Genomic DNA, 21,501 nt, shown 5'->3' with positions numbered 1-21,501 from the left:
TCCTTAAAGTTTATACATATCTCCCATAACATCATCTACTTCATGCCACTTGTAGATAGTAGCTCCAGATGCAAGAGGATGTCCTCCGCCATTGTATTTTTTCGCAATTTCGTTAATAACCGGGCCTTTAGAGCGAAGTCGAACACGGATGCTCTCCTCGTCTTCAATAAAGAACACCCAGGCGCGCATTCCTTGAACATCTGCCAATGCACTCACTAATAGAGAGGCTTCTGATTGACTGACTCCATAATCCGCGAGAAGAGCCTTTGTCATCTTGACGTGTCCAATTCCGTTTTTCATGACGAAGTTTTCGTAGACGTACCCTTTTAATTTCAGTACGTTTGGAGATACTTCATACATAGCATTGAATAACTCGCCTCGGTCAAAGTCATATGCCATCAATTCTCCTGCATAAGTCATTGTCTTCAAAGATGTGCTTGAGAACATAAATCGACCTGTGTCTCCTACGATGCCTGCATATAAAAGACGCGCTGCTTGGTCAGGGAGTGTCCAGTCCTCTTCTTCAGCACCCGTTAAAAATAAAGAGTAGATGATTTCGCTTGCTGAACTTGCAGTAGTATCTACATAGACAATGTCTCCATAAGGATCTTCATTTGGATGATGATCAATCTTGATCAGATACTCTCCTTTTGTATAGCGCTGATCATCGATACGATCTGTATTTGCCGTATCCGTAACAATAATCAAGGCACCTTCGAACGCTGCATCCGAGACAACCATCGGTTTTGCCAAATAGTCGAGTGTGAAGTCATGTTTTCCTGTTACATAGATTTCTTTTTCGGGATAGTTGTGCTTTAAGAGCATCATCAACCCAATCGAGGAACCATATGCATCGGGATCAGGCCTTACGTGTCGGTGTATGACGATTTTTGGATAGGCCTTAATTTTGTCCAGTATTTGACGGTGCATCAGTATTCCTCCTGTAACGGTAGCTCCACTGTCGCATTTTCTATAAAAAGTCGGTACACTAATAGAAGAAAGTGTGTGGAGGGAACCAAATGAATTCGATTTTAGCTATTGGGATTATTATCTCTATTGTATGGTATTTTTATTTTAAAACAAAACAATTTCGTACAGATTTACCAATTCGCAAGAAATGGTACTCGGCGAAAAGTGGCATTTGTTTAGGTGTATTTGTTTTCTTATTCGGTTTGAATTACTTGTTTTTATTCCCGGATACCATCACGTACATCATATCAGCGATTTTCTTGTTGCTTGGTGGTTATATGGCTGTCTACAATTATAAGGCATCAAAACATTATGGAAAGTTTGTACAAGAGGAATGGGATTTAAACCAGGTCCCTGAATGAAAAAAGAAATAGTCCTCAACACAGATAAGGGAGTTTCTCGTAAATGAGAAACTCCCTTATCTTTATAGTTAGCGTTCTTCACATCTACTAGTAATCGAGTTGCGAACGCCAGAAATCCACATCAAAACCATTCACCCCAACCGAGGCAAAGAGCGCCTCAATTGGGGCGCCTGGTTTTGATGAAATTTCTAGAGCGGCGTTCTACACATCTAACATTTAATGGTCGAATATCTGATAGGTAATCAATGCTTTGCCGACAAGATGTTTGTCATTGTAGGCTTCCACATCTACTTTTGCCATACGTCTGCTAAAATCCAACACTTTCGGCATGAGCTTGATATGCGCTTCAAGAGGTACTGGCTTTGTATGGTAGATCGTCATATTCTCCACGACACTTTCCACTCGCCGTCTTGTCCGCAATGCTTGAGAACCTGCTTCAGAAAGCACCGTAGTAAACGCTCCGTAAGACATCGTTCCGAAATGGTTCGTCATTTGTGGTGTAACTGTGAATCCGATGACAGACTTATCATCAGATGAAGGCGATAACTGTGATTTGATCAAATCATCAATCGTCTCTCCGTTCTGCGGTTGTCGAGAAGAAGCTTGTAGTGCTTTTAGGACATCTTCCCGACTGATGATACCTTGAAGCTTGTTCGCCTCATTAACAACCGGAAGCAGATCAATGCTTTCCCAGACCATGCGGTGACTCGCTGCTGCAACGCTCGTCGTTAATGTAATGACGATTGGTTGCTTGGTCATAACCTTTTCAATCGAATCCTCACTATCCGCATCCATGACGTCACGTGCCGTCACGACACCGACTACTGTCTCTTTTTGATCTACGACTGGATAGCCGCCGTGATTCGTTTCCGAATTCAGTTCTCTATAGCGCATCACTGTATCTCTTGTAGTTAAATAAGCTGTCTTCTCTTTTGGAATATAGATGTCCTCAATCAATAAAACGTCTTTTTTAATCAATTGATCATCTATAGCCCGGTTGATCATGGTAGCAACCGTAAATGTGTCATAGCTTGTGGAGATTAGAGGCAATTCAAGTTCATCTGCTAATCGCTTGGAGGATTCTGGAACATCAAACCCACCTGTCACTAAAACGGCAGCTCCTGCTTTTAAAGCGTGTTCATGCACTTTGTAGCGGTTTCCGACAATCAACAGATTGCCTGGATCGACATAACGCATCATGTCATCTACTTGCATGGCGCCAATGACAAACTTGCTCAGCGATTTATGTAAGCCTGACTTTCCGCCGAGGACCAGTCCATCTACAATATTGACGACTTCTGCAAATGTCAGACGCTCAAAGTTTTCTTTTCGTTTTACTTCAATACGAATCGTACCCACTCGTTCTATCGTAGAAACTAACCGTCTGTTTTCCGCTTCTTTGATAGCTCGGTAAGCGGTTCCTTCACTAACTGTCAGATCTTTTGCAATTTGACGGACAGATATCTTATTTCCAATAGGCAACGATTCGATATAACTTAAAATTTGTTCATGCTTGGTCGACACTTGCTTTCACGCCCCGTCTAATTCTGTACTTCTTCGCCTGCTTTTAAAATTTGTACGTCTGCACTGTGGACAAGGGATTTGAAGTGTTCAGGATCTTGTTCAATTGGCGGGAACGTATTGTAATGTATTGGCACCACTATTCTTGGTTCGATGAACTCTACTGCACGAGCTGCATCACGTGGGCCCATTGTAAAATTGTCTCCAATTGGCAAGAAGGCAATATCAATCCCCTGCTCTCCAATCAACTTCATATCGCTAAACAGCCCGGTATCTCCTGCATGATAAATCGTTGTGTCTTCAATTGTTAACACAACTCCAGCAGGCATTCCTGTATAGTGCACTGTCCCTTCTTCGTCTGTAAACGATGAACTATGGAACGCTTGTGTAAATTTTACATGACCGAAGTCAAATTTCCGTCCGCCACCGATGCCCATACCGTGTGTTTTAGCTCCTTGGGACTCCAGATAATCTGCAAGTTCAAACGTAGCAATCACTAACGAGTCGTGCTCTTTCGCGAGTTGAACCGTATCTCCTACATGATCATTATGCCCATGGGTTAGAACGATATGCGTCGGTTTGACGTCTCCAACCTGTAAATCTGTCTGTCCGTTCCCCGAAATAAAAGGATCAATTAAAATGGTGAAGTCACCTGTTTCAATTTTTACAACAGAATGTCCATGGTAGCTCACTTTCATTGCCATCACTCCATTTCTCAGATTTTACTGCTAACTTGTATTCTACTATGTTAGGATGAGGAATGGATAGTCAAACACTTAGGAGGGTTTCGAGTATGTCAAAACTTGCTACACTGCAAACTCATTTGCAACAACAAAACTTCGATGCTGCTTTCATCACGCATCCGGATAACGTGTTTTATTTCACTGGATTCCGAAGCAACCCACACGAACGTCTGCTTGGTGTATTTGTCCCTGCAAATGGGCAGTCTTTCTTAATCTGTCCTCAAATGGAAGTGCCGGATGCGAAAGAACACTTCTCAGGAAACATTATCGGACACGTGGATACAGAAAACGCTTGGGACAAGCTAGTAGCTTCCTTTACTGTACCTGTTGCAAAACTTGCAATAGAAAAGAGTCACATGACTGTAGAGCGTTTAGAATTTTTAGAGTCACGCATCACAGGTGCTACTTTCTCCTCTATCGACGAGACAATCACGGAGATGCGTTTACTAAAGACACCTGAAGAACTTGTTGAACTTCGAAAAGCAGCAGCACTTGCTGATTTTGCAATTGAAGTGGGCTGCAAAGCGATTGCAGAAGGAAGAACGGAGATGGAAATTCTTTCTGAGGTCGAAACGGCTGTAAAAGCAGAAGGTGCAGATGGTATGTCATTCAGTACGATGGTTCTGAGTGGGTTGAAAACTGCTTCTCCTCACGGAACCCCAGGTAACCGCAAAATTCAAAAAGGTGATTTTGTGTTGTTCGATTTAGGAGTTATCGTAAATGGATATTGCTCGGATATTACACGAACAGTAGCATTTGGGGAGCCTAGTGAAGATCAGCGCAAAATCTATGAAACTGTAAAAAAAGCAGAAGAAACAGCTGTTGCTCTAGTTCGTCCTGGAGTTCTTGCTAAAGACTTAGATAAAGCGGCTCGTGATGTGATTGAAGATGCCGGGTATGGGGAGTATTTCACTCATCGCTTAGGACATGGTTTAGGAATTTCAGTTCATGAGTTCCCTTCTATCCATGGCGAAAATGAGATGGCTCTTCGCGAAGGTATGGTCTTTACAATCGAGCCAGGTATTTATCACCCAGAAGTAACAGGCGTCCGCATCGAGGATGATGTAGTGGTTACTGCAGATGGAGTGGAAGTCTTGACGAAATTTACGAAAGATCTAATAGTACTGTAATTCATTTCATTTCGTTTAATTTAACTTACTACATTTACAAAGTGTGTAGGGGTGACTCCAGCGGGATTAAAAGCGGAAGCTGAGACCGAGGCTCAGCCCGCGCCCGCGGAACGCTTCCCCTACACATGACATAATTGAATAAAGGGCATTTTCTCATTGAAGAGAAGATGCCTTTTTTTGAGCTATATGATTGCCAGTAAATAGCCCGCTCCAACAGCCAGTAAAGTCGCTAGCCAAGTAGCTAGTATATAACGAATCGGTTTTGTAGATGTGGCCGCTTCAAGTGCAAATGTCGAGACTGTACTTAAAGCCCCGCATATTCCAATAATTAAAAAGGCACTGAAGTTCCCTTGTTGAAGAGAAGGAATCAAGTAGCCAATTAGCAAACTAGCAATAAAGTTCGCTATGAACGTCCCGTACGGAAGCTTTCCATTTAACTTACTGAGAAAGTAGCGGCCAGCGGCACCTAAAGCTCCACCAAGTGAAACCCATAACCAGATCACGCTACCGCCCCCTTCAGCCGAATCCAACGGACAATAACCGTGCTTCCAACTAGAGTCAAAAATGAATAGAAGAACCAGACGAAAAGATTGCCTTCTTCAATCAAAGTCAACGATTCAAAACTAAATAACGACATCGTCGTAAAACCACCAAAAATCCCTGTCATCCAAAACCGTTTCCAGCCAGGGGAAAGTGTCAATAAAGAGACATACCCAATTGCAGCACTCCCCACCCAGTTAGCTAGTAAAGTAGCGAGGGGCAGTCCCCATAAACTAAACGGAAGTAAGGTAGCAAGGAGGGCTCGAAATACGGCTCCAAGTGCTCCACCTATCATGACCTCTCTCATACAATCCCCCCTTAAAAAGAAAAGCCGATTCTAAAGAATCAGCTTTTTTCCTTATCAAACGACTGCTAATACATCGTTCACATCGCGGTATTCGATGCCTTGAGCATCTGCTACTGCTTTGTAAACACAGACTCCGTTTAATGTATTCAAACCTTTTAATAAAGACGTGTTATCTAAACATGCTTGCTTGTATCCTTTGTTTGCAATTTGCACTGCATAAGGAACCGTCGTGTTTGTCAAAGCAATTGTTGATGTACGTGGAACGGCACCCGGCATGTTTGCAACTGCATAGTGTACAACACCGTGTTTGATATATGTTGGCTCATCATGAGTTGTGATGCGGTCCGATGTTTCGAAGATCCCACCTTGGTCGATCGCGATATCAATCACTACAGAGCCAGGTGACATGGATTTAATCATTTCTTCTGTTACTAATTTTGGTGCTTTAGCACCTGGAATTAGAACTGCTCCGATTACTAAATCCGCATTTTTTACAGACTCTGCAATATTGTATGGATTTGAAATCAATGTGTGTACAGTTGCTCCGAACATTTCGTCAAGTTGACGAAGACGCTCTGGGCTTAAATCGATGATAGTTACGTTTGCACCAAGGCCAACTGCCATTTTCGCAGCATTTGTACCTGCGATACCACCACCGATAACCGTTACGTTAGCACGTTCAACACCCGGTACTCCTCCAAGTAGAATCCCTTTACCACCGTTGATTTTTTCAAGGTATTGAGCACCTAATTGAGTTGCCATACGCCCTGCTACTTCACTCATTGGAGTTAATAGTGGAAGTGAGTTATTTGGCAATTGAACTGTCTCGTATGCAATCGCTGTAACTTTTTTATCTAATAATACTTTTGTCAATTCTGGTTCTGGAGCCAAGTGAAGGTATGTAAACAGAACTTGGTTTGGTTGAATCAATTCATATTCAGAAGAAACCGGTTCTTTTACTTTCATCACCATTTCTTGTTGCCAAGCTTCTTGAGCTGTCTCTACGATGTGAGCCCCTGCTTGTTTGTAGTCTTCGTCTGTAAAACTAGAACCAAGACCTGCGCCTGACTGGATATATACTTCGTGGCCATTTGTAACAAGAGATACAACTCCCGCTGGTGTCATGGCAACACGATTTTCGTTGTTTTTTACTTCTGATGGAACGCCAATTTTCATTTTAAACTGCCTCCCTTTCTTCAAATCAAATCCATTTTAGCAAATTGTATAAAAAAAAGCTTTAATTATTTTTTTATAAGTGACTCAGATTGTTCACAAATAAAAAGAGGAGTTTTGAAATCTATTGTCGAAAGGTATAGATGAATTCATTTTTAAGGAGGAGTTTCAGATGACATTGACGTACAAGGAAATTCTAGTAGCAGTAGATGGATCCAAAGAAGCAGAGCTTGCCTTCAGAAAATCGGTGGCGATTGCTTCCCGTAATAATGCAACACTTCACCTAGCAAACATTATTGATACTCGCTCATTCGCTGCAATTGAAGCATATGATCGTTCAATCGCAGAACGCGCACAGAACTTTGCTGAAGAACTGCTTGCAGGCTATAAGCAAGAGGCTGAAAAGCACGGTGTGTCTAATGTTCATGTGATGGTGGAGTATGGCTCACCGAAGACGATGATTTCTAAAGATCTGGCAAATAAGGTCAATGCAGATCTGATTATCGTAGGGGCTACTGGACTTAATACTGTAGAACGTTTCTTAATTGGTAGTGTATCTGAGAATATTGTTCGTTCAGCTAAATGTGATGTGTTGGTTGTTCGTACAGATGCTCCAGCAGAAGAAGAGTAAGAGAAAAAGACTTGGCGGCCGCCAAGTCTTTTTTAGTTCAGTCCTGCAACACGAACCGTGTCACGAACAATCATAATTTCTTCATTTGTAGGAATCACTAATACTTTCACTGGAGAATGTGGATAATTGATTGGTGTTTCTTTTCCAATCTGAGCGTTAAGCTCCGGGTCCATATAGACTCCCATAAATTGAAGTCCCTCTAAAACCTTTGCACGGATGACAGAGCTGTTCTCTCCGATTCCCGCCGTAAAGATGATAGCATCGACTCCATTCATTCTAGCTGCATAGGAACCGATGTATTTATGGATCCGGTTCGCAAACACATCAAGCGCTAGTTGCGCCCGTTCATTCCCTTTCTCCACTTCCAGCTCAATATCACGCAGGTCACTGGAGAAACCGGAAACTCCAAGCATCCCAGATTTTTTGTTTAAAACATCGAGAACTTCTTCCGCACTCTTATCCGTTTTCTCCATCAAAAACGGAATCAATGCAGGATCGATGTTTCCGGAACGAGTCCCCATCGTTACACCAGCAAGCGGTGTAAAGCCCATAGAAGTATCGATTGACTTCCCGTACTGAATTGCAGCAATACTCGCTCCGTTTCCTAAGTGACAAGAAATAAATCGAGTCGTTTCAATCGGACGATTCAATAGTTCAGCTGCTCGCTGTGCCACGAATTTATGAGATGTCCCGTGGAAGCCATATTTACGAATTCCATAGTTCTCATAATACGAATACGGAATCGAATATAAAAAGGAGCTCTCCGGCATCGTCTGATGAAAAGCCGTATCGAATACAGCTACAGCAGGGATGTCAGGAAGTGCTTTTTTGAAGCTTTGAATTCCCGTGATGTTAGCTGGGTTGTGCAGTGGCGCTAGTTCAGACAAATCAATCAGCTTATCAATAATCTCATCTGTAATTTCCACAGAATCACTGTACACTTCTCCACCATGGACTACACGGTGACCGATTCCATGGATATCGTGTAGAGACTGAATAACGCCCGTCTCGAGTAGGGAGTCCATAAGTAACTGAACCGCTACTTCGTGATTGGGGATGTCCGCTAATTTTTTCACTTTATTGTCATCAACAGTTACTGTGATATAGGCGTCTGACAAACCAATTCGCTCAATCAACCCTTTAGCTGCAATTTCTTCTTCAGGCATTCGGACTAGCTGGAATTTCAGACTGGAGCTACCTGCATTGATAGCAAGAATGTTATGCATACGATCTTCCTCTCAATAACATTTCTTTCATTTTACTTCCACTGACGCACTTTTTCAAAGAACAACTCCATACTCTTTTTATTAGATAAGGAAGGAACTTGAGCTAAAAGCACATCTTTTTTAGGCAATGCCTTGTGCTCGTCTTTTCGAATGACGAGAAGCGCTTTGGCAGTCTGTTCGGATTTGAACACTTCTTTTGGAAGTTGCAGGACCGCTTCAAGTCGCCCATGTTTTGAAATATACGTGTGGAGATTTTGCGCTTCTGGAGAAGAGAAAAGCGTTGCAGGAGCTAATATGATCAAGGCTCCCCCATCTTTCACATAGTTCATACTCTGTTCGATAAACAAATGATGTGCGTAAGCGTGTTGTTGGTTTCCTCGCAGTTCAAAAGTTTCGGCATGCTCATCATCCGGATAGTATCCGATTGGTAAGTCGCTGATCACCATGTCTACTGGATCTAAGAGTAACGGTCTAAGCGAGTCTTGAAGGAACAGTTCAATTGGTTGATTCAATAATTCCGCCGTCTGTGAAGCAAGCTGAATCAGCAATTCATCAATTTCACTTCCGAACAACTCGACTTCTTGTGAGCCTAAATAGTTAGCAACTGTAAACATCAGATTTCCTGTACCAACTGCAGGGTCGAATAACCGAACATCTTTCTCCCCTTCAACTAATTCTCGAACTAAAAATGCGACGAGCATTCCAAGTGCATCTGGAGTCATTTGGTGATTGGGTTGTGCAGACTTGCGCATCCCTTTCAAAATCGCGAGTTGGATAGCTCGGCGCTTTTCTTCTTTCGTCGCTTCCACATCGACAAAATCAGTGCCGCTAACTAACCAGCGCTCTAATCCGAAAACCACGCCTTCCAGATACGTCCCTTGTCCTGAAAGTTCAATCTGCTCGGCCGCTTCATTTAATTGTGTAAATATCTGTTCTACTACGTTCATGCCTGACTCCTTTTCTTCTAACCGAAAAGATGCCCACTTCATAGAAGTGGGCATGTTCTCTTAGTTAGATGCAGCTTGTTTCACTGCTTCAATTGCTTTTTCATAATCGGGGTGATCTGTACCCTCAGGTACGTACTCGACATATGTTACTGTATCGTTCGCATCTACAACAAAGATGGAACGCGCAAGTAAACGTAACTCTTTCATTGTAACCCCATATGCTTCACCGAATGAAAGATCACGGTGATCAGACAACGTGCGGACAGCGTCCACTTCGTTAGCTCCACACCAGCGTTTTTGCGCGAATGGTAGGTCATTCGAAATCGTTAAGATTTCCACATTGTCTCCCATGCTTGCTGCTTCACTATTAAATTTGTTTGTTTGTGTTGAACAAACTCCTGTATCCAGAGAAGGTACAACACTGATCAAACGTACTTTACCTTTAGAATCAGCAAGTGTGACTTCAGATAAATCATTTGCAAGCACTTTGAAATCGGGTGCTTTGTCTCCTACTTTTACCTCAGTACCTGGTAATGTCATTGGGTTTCCTTTAAATGTTACATGTGCCACTAGACAACCGCCTCCTTTTCAATCTGTTTTCATCTTACTGTACGACATTCGGTTGGTGCAACTGATTCGGTGTTTGGACTTGATAAAAATCTTGTTCATGAATCACTACTGTATCCGCAATAAAATCGTGTACCGCTTGTTTTTTAGGTGTAAATCCGACAATCAGATACGGAAGATTGAACGGAATGACCGACAAAATTCGTCCAACTGTCTCGCGGAAGAACACAGTTCCAAAACTTGGCTTCTGCTGAGACAACGTGACCACACGGATGCCTAGAATCATTTTGCCTAACGTCTGCTGTAAGAAATACGTCATTAGCGTGAAATATCCGTAGAACACGATGACGGATAAAATAGTTATTGGTGCATACCACGTCGTACTTTGTAAATCGAGATTGAACAGTCGGAACAATGGTTTGATGACCAACCAGCCGAAACTAGCGATGATCAGCAAATCAAGTAGGTACGCCCAAAACCGAATCCAGAACCCTGCAAATTTATGTTCATAATGCGTATTCATATGGCGCCTCCTTATTGTTCACCGTATAAGTACATCATACGAGGTGCTTGATTGTCAGTGATTAATTTCGAAATGACTTGTGTCTCAATATCGAGACCTAAGAACGACTGAGCTTTCACTCCAAATAATGAGCTTAACGACTGCTCTTGTGAATACTCAAATACTTCTGCTCCTGGAATATCTAAATCTTCTTTCATAGCGGCGATGACATCTTCTTCAAATCCATAATCATCTGCTAAGTTCGCTTCGATTGCTTGACGGCCATTTAAGATTCGTCCGTCAGCCACTTTACGTACTTCTTCTTCTGACATGCCGCGTCCTTCTGCAATAATACGGACAAACTCTTCATACGAATCGTTAATCATATCCTGTAACATTTCTTCCTCTTCTGGAAGCATGTCACGTGAAGGACTCAAAATATCTTTATAAGGACCGGTCTTAATCGTTACAAATTCTACTCCATACTTTTCAGCAAGGTCACCGTAGTTGACACTTTGTAAGATTACTCCAATTGAACCAGTCATCGTCTCTTTCATGACGAAGATTTTGTCTGCTGGTGCTGCGATGTAATAGCCACCTGAAGCAGCCATACCTCCCATGGAAACGTAAATCGGCTTATCTGTCTCGTCTTTGATTTTCATCAAATCTTTGTAGATTTCAGCGGACTCAACCACACCACCACCTGGTGAATCAACTGCTAACACGATTCCTTTTACAGTCGGATCGTTCTTCGCTTCCTCTAATTGTTGTAAGAAGAAACTATGGTTATAGCCTTCTGTTGCAAACAGGCTAGATGCAGCCCCCGTATCTTGAATAACGCCCTCTACTCGAAGCACGACAATTCGTTCAGATACATCTCCTGATTCAATAACTGTACTTCCCATTGTTTCTAACATCGTGGATTCATAGTCTTCTAACCAAGATGTCCAGTCTGTGGAAAGTGCAGCCGAAACCGAGTTGACGATGATGGATACCGCCACTAACAGTGTTGCAATTCCTAACGCTACCCAGCGTTTGATGTTCATAATGACTCCTCCTTGATATGTATTCTTTATTCTTTACGTAAAACATGCAGAAATGTTTCATCCGATGTAAAATTGATTTTAGAGAAGTGGACGAAAGGAGACTGAATGCGTGAAAAAAAGAAACGCACTATATATTTATGCTAAAAACGACCGTGCTTCCCAACAATTGCGGGAAGAACTTGGAACAGCAATCGATGCTCAAGGACTAGAGGTCGTCACGTCACCTGAAGAGGCTTCTATTATTGTTAGCGTAGGTACAGATGGCAGCTTCTTGCAAGCCGTTCGTAAGACGGGATTCCGTCAAGATGTCCTGTATGCAGGAATCTCCACTTCAGGTTCATTAGCTATGTACTGTGACTTCTTACTAGAAGATCTTCATTTTCCAGATATGGCGACTGCTATTTTACAAGACCGTGTAGAAGTAAGGAAATATCCAGTAATCGAGGTATCCGTTAACGAAGAACCACAATTTTATTGTTTAAACGAATTTTCTATTCGCTCTAACATCATGAAAACAATAGCGATGGATGTAAAAATTGACGATATCCACTTTGAGACGTACCGTGGAGACGGAATTGTCATCTCCACTCCAACAGGTAGCTCCGCATATAACAAATCATTAGGTGGCGCTGTCGTTGATCCACAGATGCCTTGTTTCCAAGTGACTGAAGTAGCTTCTATGAACAATAATGAGTACCGTTCACTCGGATCTCCTTTTATCCTGAGTGGCAACCGGACGCTTCGATTAGAGCTTCATGACGACTGGAACGATTATCCTACCATGTCGACAGACAATGAAGCGCTGAGCATTCAACATGTCAACACGATTGACATTCGCCTGAGCGAACGTGTTGTGAAGACCGTAAAATTAAAAGACAATAGTTACTGGGAAAAAGTAAAACGCTCATTCTTGTAATGAGCGTTTTATCTGTATAAACTTCGATATGGAGAATAGACCAAGAGCGACCCAGATAAAACTGAATCCTGTCCATTCCATGTTTGAGAACGGTTCATTGTATAAAGCTACTCCTAAAATCAACATGATTGTCGGCGCTATGTACTGGATGAATCCTGATAAGTAGAGCGGGATAGATTTTGTACCGCTTGCATAAAGAAGGAGCGGTAATGCCGTAGCAACACCTGACAGCATAAGTAATAGCATCGTGACGATTGAACTGTCGATGAACTGTAACGAGTCTTGCGTGAACAGATACACCATATAAGCGAATGCAAACGGCAAGACAAAGAATGTTTCAATCGCAAGACCTGTGATGGCGCCTACTTTAGCTTGCTTCTTAATCAACCCATAAAATGCGAAGCTTCCTGCAAGTACTAAAGAAATCCATGGCAGTTGTCCATATGTAATGGTTAAAATCAAAACTCCGGCTGCAGCAATACCTACTGCGGCTTTTTGTGCGTCACTCAGCTTCTCTCCTAAGAACACAATTCCGAGCATCACGGAAATTAACGGATTGATATAGTAGCCTAAGCTCGTCTGTACAAGTTCCCCGTTGTTCACCGCAAAAATAAACGTAAACCAGTTGGCTGTGATTAAATACGATGCAAGCATCAGACTGAAAAACGCTTTTTTGTCACTCCAAAGACTGTGCAGGTCTTTACGTAGCTTTGGAATGTCTCGCATTACCGTAATCAACAGCAGCGTAAAGATGAATGACCATACAATACGACTAGACAGGATCTCGTCACTTGTAATATGCTGCACCGTCTTCCAATAGATCGGCATTAACCCCCAAAGCAGATACGCTAAAAATACTTGGCTGATTCCTTTTTGTTCTGTTGTCATCATGTACCTCTATTTATTTTTAGTTTCGAAATAATGCTATCAGTGTATCACTCTGATACGCTAAAGTAAATCTTTCAGAAAAAAAGGGAAAATCCGAAAACCCTCTTTAAAGAGGACTTTCGGATTTTGTAGTTATTGCTGGCGACCGTTGTTCAATTGTTGCTCTGCCATTTGTACAAGACGTTTCGTGATTTCTCCACCAACAGAACCGTTAGCACGTGAAGTGGCATCAGCACCTAATTGTACGCCAAACTCTTGAGCGATCTCATACTTCATTTGATCAAGCGCTCGTTTTACACCAGGTACCGCAAGCTTGTTTGAGTTGTTGTTTGCCATGTGTGTGTCACCTCCTTGTGCAGATAGAATGAACCGAAACGGCTTTTTCATACATTGCACAAGCAGGAAACTTTTTCTTTTATAATAAATCGTCGAAAGACTCTTGCTGTTTCTTCTCTGGAAAGCGGAACACTTCTCTAGTCTCAACCGCTTTTTCGACATAGCTGTCAAAACTTTCGAAGCTCTCATAGAACGTTACTTTCTCAAGTTTTGGCTTTGTCTTTGGTGAACTCGGCACAAAGATCGTACAGCAATCTTCAAATGGTAAGATGGATGTCTCATACGTTCCAATTTCCTGAGCAAGCTGAATAATAGTTGTTTTATCTTCAGCAATTAGTGGACGCAAGACAGGTGTTGCCGTCACTTCATTTATTGCAGTTAACGACTCCAAAGTTTGACTCGCTACTTGCCCGAGACTTTCGCCTGTAACGATGGCTAATGCGCCTATGTCTTCACGTACAAGATCTGCAATTTTCAACATCATGCGTCTTGTCGTCGTCATGGAAACATTTTTAGGAATCTGTTGTTGAATCACTTCTTGGATTTCCGTGAACGGAATGACATGAAGGCGGACCGTTGCACCAAAATGACTGAGTTTTTCCGCGAGCTGTTTTACTTTATCTAAAGAACGCTCACTTGTATATGGCGGACTGTGAAAATGAATTGCATCAAGTCGCACTCCGCGCTTTAGCATCATATAACCTGCAACTGGGCTATCAATCCCTCCAGAAAGCATCAAAAGAGATCGTCCATTTGATCCAACTGGCATGCCACCTGCACCAAGAATAGTTTGTGCTGAAATGTAAGCAGCATCTTGTAAAATTTCAATTTTGATGTTGTAATCCGGATGCTTCATTTTAGCTGTCAGCCCTTCAAAGTGACGAAGCACTTGACTTGCGACTAAATGTTGAACTTCATTCGTTTCATGAGGAAAGCTCTTATCAGAACGTTTGACTGTCACTTTACATGTCTTCCCTGAAGTTTCAAGTTCACTTAAAATGGCAATCGTTGTAGCTGCCATAGCGTCGATGGTCTTCTCAGTTTTTGCAACCGGGCTGAAGGACTGAATTCCAAATACTGCTGGAAGTCTTGAAAGTAACGTCTCCATGTCCTGGTCCGTTTCAGTCGTTAAAAACATGCGGTCTCTTTCTGCTTGAAGCTTTAATGTTGGAACGTCTTCAAACGAAAAGCGAATATTGTCGCGTAATCGATTGGTAAATTGACGTCTGTTTCTTCCTTTAGTTGAAAGTTCGCCGTAGCGAACGAGTATACGATCCCACTTCATGATTGCAAATTCCTTTCTAATTGCCCGAGGATCATTTCAAACGTTTTTATAAACGCGTTTATGTCCTGCTCGGTCGTGTCTTTACCCATACTAATCCGAATGACGCCATCTATCAACTCATTTGGAACTTTCATTGCCTGTAGAACATGGCTGGTCGATTTTTTCTTAGACGAACATGCACTACTAGTAGACACATAGATTTGATGTTTTTCTAATGCATTGACAAGCACTTCTCCCGTAACACCTTTCACCGCGAGCGTAACGATATGAGGCGCAGCAATTTTAGGTGTCAACACCGTTACGAGTGGATGTAGGTTAGAGAAATGAAGAAGTTCTTGTTGGAGTAGTAGTAACTTTTTATGAACCATTTGTTGATCTTGATGAGCGAGGCGCATCGCTTTTGCCAGTGCGACAGCTTGTGCTACAGGCGCCGTACCACTGCGAAGACCAAACTCTTGGCCGCCACCCACAATCAGCGCCTCTAAGTCGATTTGCTTCGAACAAACTGCTACACCGCTTCCTTTAATCCCGTGAAACTTGTGACCAGAAAGCGTCAGCCAATCTACAGGCAAATTGTCAAAATCGACAGGTAGTTTCCCATAGCTTTGTACCGCATCGACGTGAACAATGGCTCGGGAATTGGAACGGATAATTTCTAAGCATTCCTGAAGCGGTTGAATTGTTCCAATTTCATTATTGACATGCTGGATCGAGACGACTGTGGTCGTGCGTCGAATTTTCTTTTTTAAGTCCTCTAGTTGAACTGCTCCCGTGTTGTCTACCTCAAGCCACTCGACTTCAAATCCCTCATCTGACAAAAGATTCCCTACTTCGATTCCTGCTGGATGCTCTACCTTTGAAATCAAAATATGCGTTCCAATGGCCTTTCGAGCTTTAGCAGTTTGACGAACTACAAAATTGGTCCCCTCTGTTCCTCCTGAAGTAAAGATGACAGATTTCGCTTGAGTCTTAAGTAGTTCTGCAATTTGACCTCGAGCTGTTTCTAATAATCGGTTGGCTTGATCTCCGAGTGCATGAATGGATGCTGGGTTGAACCAATAACTCTCATTCACTTTTGCGAAAGACTCTAGGACGGATGGATCTGGCTTTGTTGTAGCACTATTATCTAAATAAATCATTCCGTTCACCTCTTTTTCCTACCATAACAAAAAGCTGCCGAAACGGCAGCTTTTAATGATTCCATTGCTGTTCTTTCATCATCTTTTGAATCTTTTTCAATGCGCCTGGCTCAGCTTGCTCAACAGCAATCCCCGCTTCTTCCAGTGCTTTTGTATAGCGTTTTTGGCGGAAAGCATGCTCCGCTTCTAGTAATTTCACATTGACTGCAGTGTTCGTCGTCCGGTAGCGGTTTCCATACTGGATGATTCGCTCTACAAGTAACGCGTTTTCTAACATTTCCTCAGCCTTTGCTACCGCTTCTTGAACGGCACCTTCTGCTTTTTTCATGTTAGCATCGACAGTTGCCATATTTAAAGGAACTTCTTGTAAGTTCTGTTCTACGACAAAGATGTTTTCTTCTGCTTCTTCAAATCGAACATCGATTTCTTCTGGTACACCAGGAAGATTGGCTTTATGAAGGCTACGCTCCGTCACATGCAAAGTTCGCTTAAGTTCGACAATTTTCGCCCGTGAGCTATTCTCATCGATGCGCAAGTTCTTCAACTTGTTGTGGAACTCACTTTGGATTTCGTCTTGCTCTCCAATTACCTGTTCTAAAGAACGCAATTCTTCTTCTATAGAAGAATAGGCAGATGTTTCTTCGCTTAAACGAGTTTGAACCCACGTCATCTTCGATTCTGCTGCTGTCAACTTTTCTAAACATTTCACAGGAACAGATAATTGCTCGTCTGTTAAGTGATAGCTTTGTTTAATGTAGTTCGCTTCTTCTTGAGCTGCAAGCGTCTGCTTTTTAGTATCATCCAGTTTCTCAGCGATGACAAGATGCTGTTGGTCGACATAAGCTCTTGCTTTAACTTCTTTTTCTAACACATCATAAACCGTTTCAAGCTCATCTTTGATTTCTTCTACACGTCGCTTTACTGGGCCAACAGATAGTTTGGCAATCTCTTCTTTTAGAGTCACCAGTTCTGCTTCGATTCCCTCGAGCTTAGGTGTTAATTCTAGATGATCTAAGAAGTACCCTTGAGATTCCATCTCATTTTTCCCTGTTCGGAGTTCATGGAGAGTAGCTGGAATTTTTGTAGAAACTTCTGAGAACAAAGTAGGGATGTCATGGAGTTTCGGGAATAATTGATCTCCTTTTTCACGCAGACGCATCACTACTTCACGTGCACTCATATAATTTCCTTTTGCCGTCAATTCATTGTATTCGTTCATTTCTGGTTGGAAGCTTTCGAGTTCTTGCTCTAAAGCTGGTAAAGCTTCTCCGAATGAATATTGATGAGCCAGGACATTTTTACGAGCGGCACGATATTGTTCGTTAATCTGCTCCATTTCAATCCGGTTCTTTTCCTCGCTACCAATCAGGTTATGTAATTCTTCTAAAATGGAATTCATCTTCTGTTCAGCAGTATGTAGACGTTCTTTAATCAGCTGTTCTGTTTGCGATGCTTTCCCAAAACGCATTTTGTCGACGAATTCTTCTGCATCAAAGAGCAGAGAATCGACTTCTGGAATATCGTGATCCATCACTTCGTTCCAAAGGTTGCGCCACCGTTCAAACATTTCTTCTGTCTGACCGTTCATGTTTAGCTGTTTTACTTTAGTCATTTCTTCGAGAATCGGCTTATGCTGAATCTGTAGTTTTTGTTGGTCTAAATCACTTATAATGGCGTTGTGCTTCCTTCTAAATACAAGAATTAGAACAATCGCCACCAGGATCACTATGAGTATTGGGATAAGATATTCCATTATAAGCCCCCTGTTCCTTTGTCCCACAAGCTTGTTGTTCTTCTAGTTTACCATGTTATGTTAAGATTGTTTCAATCTATTGTAACTATTTTTTGAAAGGATTTTCAATATGAAGAGAGATGCTCATATTCATACCCCATTCTGCCCCCATGGTTCTTCAGATCCGTTAAAGGAATATGTAGAGCGGGCCATTGCACTTGGTATCAAAGAAATGACGTTTACAGAACATGCTCCCCTCCCCTCTTCTTTTGTAGACACTACCCCTACACAAGACAGCGGGATGACACCTGCCACACTTGAGGCCTATTTAATAGCAGTAAAGTCCATTAAACAGGAGTATGCGAAAGACATACAACTACAAGTAGGCTTGGAAGTCGATTTTATAGAAGGATTTGAAGAAGAAACGACTCAGTTTCTTGATCACTACGGCCCAGAACTAGATGACAGCATCTTATCTGTCCATTTTTTAAAGTTACCAAACGACCGTTATGTATGTATCGATTATTCTAAAGAGCTTTATTTAGAAACAATTCAGCAACTCGGTAGTAGCGAACAGCTTTATTCACTTTACTACTCTACTGTGCTAAAATCGGTTACATCTTCTCTTGGAAACTGGAAACCGAAGCGTATCGGTCATTTTTCGTTAGTGCGCAAGTTCCAACATACGTTAACGTCTTTACCGAACGATCAGCATCACTTACTACAAATACTAGATGCTATTCAAACTGCTGGTCTTGAAGTAGATCTTAACAGTGCGGGTCTGGCTAAACCGTTTTGTCTGGAACCCTACCCGCCGCTTGAGATTGCGCGACTTGCTAAGACTCGAGGAATTCCACTTGTATTTGGTTCGGATGCCCACACGGTAGGTGACTTGCACCAGTTTTCAGAGTACTTTACTGAATTTGAGAAATGAGGAATGAACATGTTTACGAAACAAGCGTATTCCGCTTCACTTGAAGAAAACTATGCACTACTTGCTAAGCAACTCGATGCCTTGCTTGATGGAGAAACAAATCAGATTGCAAATTTAAGCAATGCATCTGCGCTGTTAAATCAATTTTTAGACGATACGAACTGGGTTGGCTTTTATTTAATGGAAGACGGGGAATTAGTACTTGGTCCATTCCAAGGTCTTCCAGCATGTGTGCGTATTGCTGTTGGTCGAGGAGTTTGTGGAACAGCTGTTGCCAAGAATGAAACACAGCGCATTGAAGATGTGCATGCATTCCCTGGTCATATCGCTTGCGACGCTGCTTCTAATTCAGAGATTGTTATTCCTCTTGTGAAAGACGGAGAAGTCATTGGGGTACTGGATATCGACAGTCCTTCAAAAGGCCGTTTCACTGAACAAGATCAAGCAGGACTAGAGACATTTGTGGCTCACCTGGTTAAGCATCTCTAAGATGTGGAGAAGGCCACTCTAGAAATTTCATCAAAACCAGGCGCACCAATTGAGGCGCTCTTTGCCTCTGTTGGGGTGAATGGTTTTGATGGGGATTTCTGGCGTTCGCAACTCGATTTCTCCTGGAGATGTGGAGAACACTGTTCTAGAAATCTAAGATGTGGAAGACAAATGTAAAGAAAACTAAGTAACTAGAAACTTGATCTGAGAAACCATTTCCAAGGGGAGAACCTGCAAGTCTCCTCGTCGCAGGCTCCTGCGGGGTCTCGCAGAACCTCTGACAGCCTGGGAAATGGTATCTCAGACCCGAAAAATAGTGAGAATTGAATCTTAACTATTTTATTTCACTTACTAAGTTGAATTGAAAAGCATACTTCATTAGAGTGTGTAGGGGTGACTCCAGCGGGATAAAAAGCGGAAGCTGAGACCTTCTCTAGATGTGGAAGGCGTTCGCTCAGAAATGCTTCGGAAATCAGGCACTCCCTGTGAGGCGTTCTTTGCCTCATAGGGAGTGAATGATTTATGAATGTATTTCTAACGCCTGCAACTCGATTTCACCTCAGCCCGCGGAACGCTTCCCCTGCACACAAAAAACGTAGAAAAGGGAGTTTCTCGAACCAAATCGAGAAACTCCCTTTTTAATTCACTCGCATGTCACAGCATTTCCATACTGCTTGTTTTAATACTCTGGAACGCTTGCTGTAAATCTGCAATGATGTCCTCCGGATCCTCAAGACCCACAGACAGACGGAGCATCCCGTTATCGATTCCCATTGCAATTCGATCCGCTTCCGGAACGACAGAATGTGTCATCGTAGCAGGGTGTTGAATCAACGTTTCCGCATCTCCAAGACTGACAGCTACATGAATCAGTTTTAAGTGGTTCAAGAAACGCTGCGCCGCTTCTGTTCCCCCATCAACTACAAATGAGATGAGACCGCCACCTGCTTGCATCTGTTTCTTAGCAATTGCTGCATGTGGATGATTGTCATCAAATGGATAGAGAATTTTAGTGACGCTTGGTTCAGTCTTTAAATAAGCCAATAACTTTTCTGCATTTTTCACATGACGTTCCATACGAACATGAAGAGTCTTCAATCCTCGCAAAATCAGCCATGCGTCAAATGGTGAAATGATGCCACCATAATCTTTTTGAATCGACATGCGGATCTGGTGCATCTCGTCCGCATCTTTTCCCACTAAAATTCCGGCAATCACATCCCCGTGACCGTTTAAATATTTTGTCGCACTATGCAGGACAAAGTCTGCACCGATGATGAGAGGCTGCTGAAGATACGGCGAACAAAATGTATTGTCCACTACAACTCGAATCCCTCTCTCTTTAGCCACCTCACATACAAGATGGAGATCAACTAGCTCCATCGTCGGATTGATTGGTGATTCTACATATATCACTGTCGTATTAGCAGTGATGGCTTGTTCGATTTCGTCGCGAGTAGACAGTTCCGATAAGGAATGTGTAATGTTGTATTTGTTTTCAAATATCCCAAGCAAACCGAATGTGCAACCATAGAGACCTTTTGAACAAAGAATGTGATCTCCCGCTTTTGTTAAATGGACGAGAATTGTACTTACTGCTGCCATCCCTGAGCCAAACGCTAAAGCCCCTCCACCTTCTTCGAGAGCCATCATCCGCTTCTCGAGTACTTCTACAGTCGGATTCCCGAGTCTTGAATAGATTCCGCCTGCCTCCTCTCCAGCAAACCGGCGTTGTCCTTGCTCTGCTGTGTGGAATGTGTACGTCGATGTTTGATAAAGTGGCACGGTCAAGCTATCGTGATGTTGTTTAGGATCCATCCCCTCATGAATCAACCGCGTATCCTTCTTCATGTAAAGCACCCCTTTATAATGTAAACGCTTTCATTATGATTGTAGCTCTTACTCTGTTATTCTGGCAATGGATTCCAAAGAAGTCAGACCAGTTCCGTGCTATGTACAGGTCCATCCCTTGACAGACGGCTTTCTATGTTATACAATGGCCTTTGTGTAAAATAAACGCAGCAGTTGTATGGCCAAGAGCTGTTAGTTTGTCCCACGACTTTGTGGAAGTGATATGTAACCCTTCGGCTGCATGGGCGAAATCACATCATGACAAAA

General features: G+C 42.5%; 23 protein-coding genes. 6 read left to right on the top strand and 17 right to left on the bottom strand.

Annotated elements, in window-relative coordinates; genetic code table 11:
• Nucleotides 1-3 precede the first annotated feature (3 nt).
• The gene (locus CF394_RS12710) at nt 4-930 is read right to left on the bottom strand and encodes a DHH family phosphoesterase (protein WP_094944090.1); all 927 of its coding nucleotides are present in this window, start codon (nt 928-930) and stop codon (nt 4-6) included.
• Between the two features lie 89 nt (nt 931-1,019).
• On the opposite strand from CF394_RS12710, the gene CF394_RS12705 reads away from it, so the two are divergent.
• Entirely contained in the window at nt 1,020-1,331 is a 312-nt protein-coding gene (locus CF394_RS12705; protein ID WP_094944088.1) for a YtpI family protein, read from the top strand.
• Nucleotides 1,332-1,547: 216 nt separating this feature from the next.
• Here the strand turns inward: CF394_RS12705 and CF394_RS12700 are convergent, their stop codons facing one another.
• Complete coding sequence (locus CF394_RS12700; protein WP_094944087.1) at nt 1,548-2,855, bottom strand: DRTGG domain-containing protein; 1,308 nt, start codon at nt 2,853-2,855, stop codon at nt 1,548-1,550.
• A 17-nt stretch (nt 2,856-2,872) separates the two neighbouring features.
• The gene (locus CF394_RS12695; protein WP_094944085.1) at nt 2,873-3,550 is read right to left on the bottom strand and encodes a metal-dependent hydrolase; all 678 of its coding nucleotides are present in this window, start codon (nt 3,548-3,550) and stop codon (nt 2,873-2,875) included.
• Between the two features lie 95 nt (nt 3,551-3,645).
• Here CF394_RS12695 and CF394_RS12690 point away from each other — a divergent pair, with 95 nt between their 5' ends.
• The gene (locus CF394_RS12690) at nt 3,646-4,725 is read left to right on the top strand and encodes a M24 family metallopeptidase (RefSeq protein ID WP_094944083.1); all 1,080 of its coding nucleotides are present in this window, start codon (nt 3,646-3,648) and stop codon (nt 4,723-4,725) included.
• A gap of 182 nt (nt 4,726-4,907) precedes the next feature.
• Here the strand turns inward: CF394_RS12690 and CF394_RS12685 are convergent, their stop codons facing one another.
• Genes CF394_RS12685 through ald form a run of 3 tightly spaced genes read right to left on the bottom strand, consistent with a single transcriptional unit; the run spans nt 4,908 to nt 6,748 of the window.
• Nucleotides 4,908-5,228 carry a fluoride efflux transporter FluC gene (locus tag CF394_RS12685; RefSeq protein ID WP_165767559.1) on the bottom strand — a complete coding sequence of 107 codons (321 nt, stop codon included), beginning with the start codon at nt 5,226-5,228 and terminating at the stop codon, nt 4,908-4,910.
• On the bottom strand, nt 5,225-5,572 hold the full coding sequence (locus CF394_RS12680; protein WP_094944080.1) for a fluoride efflux transporter FluC: 348 nt from the start codon (nt 5,570-5,572) through the stop codon (nt 5,225-5,227). Before CF394_RS12680 ends, CF394_RS12685 begins: the two co-directional genes overlap by 4 nt.
• A 54-nt stretch (nt 5,573-5,626) precedes the next feature.
• Nucleotides 5,627-6,748, bottom strand: a complete 1,122-nt coding sequence (gene ald / locus CF394_RS12675) for an alanine dehydrogenase (protein ID WP_094944079.1) — start codon at nt 6,746-6,748, stop codon at nt 5,627-5,629.
• Between the two features lie 169 nt (nt 6,749-6,917).
• Here ald and CF394_RS12670 point away from each other — a divergent pair, with 169 nt between their 5' ends.
• Entirely contained in the window at nt 6,918-7,376 is a 459-nt protein-coding gene (locus CF394_RS12670; protein WP_094944077.1) for a universal stress protein, read from the top strand.
• Nucleotides 7,377-7,408: 32 nt separating this feature from the next.
• On the opposite strand, the gene CF394_RS12665 is transcribed toward CF394_RS12670, so the two are convergent.
• Genes CF394_RS12665 through sppA form a run of 5 tightly spaced genes read right to left on the bottom strand, consistent with a single transcriptional unit; the run spans nt 7,409 to nt 11,664 of the window.
• A complete protein-coding gene (locus tag CF394_RS12665; RefSeq protein ID WP_094944076.1) occupies nt 7,409-8,602 on the bottom strand; it encodes an acetate kinase in 1,194 nt (397 codons plus the stop codon).
• 32 nt (nt 8,603-8,634) lie between these two features.
• A complete protein-coding gene (locus tag CF394_RS12660; RefSeq protein WP_094944074.1) occupies nt 8,635-9,549 on the bottom strand; it encodes a class I SAM-dependent methyltransferase in 915 nt (304 codons plus the stop codon).
• A gap of 60 nt (nt 9,550-9,609) precedes the next feature.
• On the bottom strand, nt 9,610-10,119 hold the full coding sequence (gene tpx / locus CF394_RS12655) for a thiol peroxidase (protein ID WP_094944073.1): 510 nt from the start codon (nt 10,117-10,119) through the stop codon (nt 9,610-9,612).
• A gap of 34 nt (nt 10,120-10,153) precedes the next feature.
• Entirely contained in the window at nt 10,154-10,639 is a 486-nt protein-coding gene (locus tag CF394_RS12650) for an RDD family protein (RefSeq protein ID WP_094944071.1), read from the bottom strand.
• Nucleotides 10,640-10,650: 11 nt separating this feature from the next.
• Nucleotides 10,651-11,664, bottom strand: a complete 1,014-nt coding sequence (gene sppA / locus CF394_RS12645; RefSeq protein ID WP_094944070.1) for a signal peptide peptidase SppA — start codon at nt 11,662-11,664, stop codon at nt 10,651-10,653.
• Nucleotides 11,665-11,773: 109 nt separating this feature from the next.
• On the opposite strand from sppA, the gene CF394_RS12640 reads away from it, so the two are divergent.
• Entirely contained in the window at nt 11,774-12,580 is an 807-nt protein-coding gene (locus tag CF394_RS12640) for an NAD kinase (RefSeq protein WP_094944068.1), read from the top strand.
• Here the strand turns inward: CF394_RS12640 and rarD are convergent.
• The 5 genes from rarD to ezrA form a co-directional block, all read right to left on the bottom strand.
• Nucleotides 12,569-13,468, bottom strand: coding sequence for an EamA family transporter RarD (rarD, locus tag CF394_RS12635; RefSeq protein ID WP_094944067.1), 900 nt, complete (start codon nt 13,466-13,468; stop codon nt 12,569-12,571). The two genes, CF394_RS12640 and rarD, sit on opposite strands and share 12 nt — an antisense overlap.
• 132 nt (nt 13,469-13,600) lie before the next feature.
• Complete coding sequence (locus CF394_RS12630; RefSeq protein ID WP_094944065.1) at nt 13,601-13,804, bottom strand: alpha/beta-type small acid-soluble spore protein; 204 nt, start codon at nt 13,802-13,804, stop codon at nt 13,601-13,603.
• A gap of 79 nt (nt 13,805-13,883) precedes the next feature.
• The gene (gene thiI / locus CF394_RS12625; RefSeq protein WP_094944064.1) at nt 13,884-15,089 is read right to left on the bottom strand and encodes a tRNA uracil 4-sulfurtransferase ThiI; all 1,206 of its coding nucleotides are present in this window, start codon (nt 15,087-15,089) and stop codon (nt 13,884-13,886) included.
• Nucleotides 15,086-16,228, bottom strand: a complete 1,143-nt coding sequence (locus CF394_RS12620) for a cysteine desulfurase family protein (protein WP_094944062.1) — start codon at nt 16,226-16,228, stop codon at nt 15,086-15,088. The genes thiI and CF394_RS12620 overlap by 4 nt, the downstream gene beginning before the upstream one ends.
• Nucleotides 16,229-16,280: 52 nt before the next feature.
• The gene (ezrA, locus tag CF394_RS12615) at nt 16,281-17,981 is read right to left on the bottom strand and encodes a septation ring formation regulator EzrA (protein WP_207761726.1); all 1,701 of its coding nucleotides are present in this window, start codon (nt 17,979-17,981) and stop codon (nt 16,281-16,283) included.
• Between the two features lie 109 nt (nt 17,982-18,090).
• On the opposite strand from ezrA, the gene hisJ reads away from it, so the two are divergent.
• Nucleotides 18,091-18,894, top strand: a complete 804-nt coding sequence (gene hisJ / locus CF394_RS12610) for a histidinol-phosphatase HisJ (protein ID WP_094944061.1) — start codon at nt 18,091-18,093, stop codon at nt 18,892-18,894.
• A 9-nt stretch (nt 18,895-18,903) separates the two neighbouring features.
• A complete protein-coding gene (locus CF394_RS12605; RefSeq protein ID WP_094944059.1) occupies nt 18,904-19,383 on the top strand; it encodes a free L-methionine (R)-S-oxide reductase MsrC in 480 nt (159 codons plus the stop codon).
• A 654-nt stretch (nt 19,384-20,037) separates the two neighbouring features.
• On the opposite strand, the gene megL is transcribed toward CF394_RS12605, so the two are convergent.
• Nucleotides 20,038-21,234 (bottom strand): methionine gamma-lyase, encoded by a 1,197-nt coding sequence (megL, locus tag CF394_RS12600; RefSeq protein ID WP_094944058.1) that lies wholly within the window; start codon nt 21,232-21,234, stop codon nt 20,038-20,040.
• Between the last annotated feature and the right edge of the window lie 267 nt (nt 21,235-21,501).

This window comes from Tetzosporium hominis (assembly GCF_002265435.1).
Lineage (GTDB): Bacteria > Bacillota > Bacilli > Bacillales_A > Planococcaceae > Chryseomicrobium > Chryseomicrobium hominis.
This window is presented reverse-complemented; position numbering and strand designations above follow the sequence as displayed.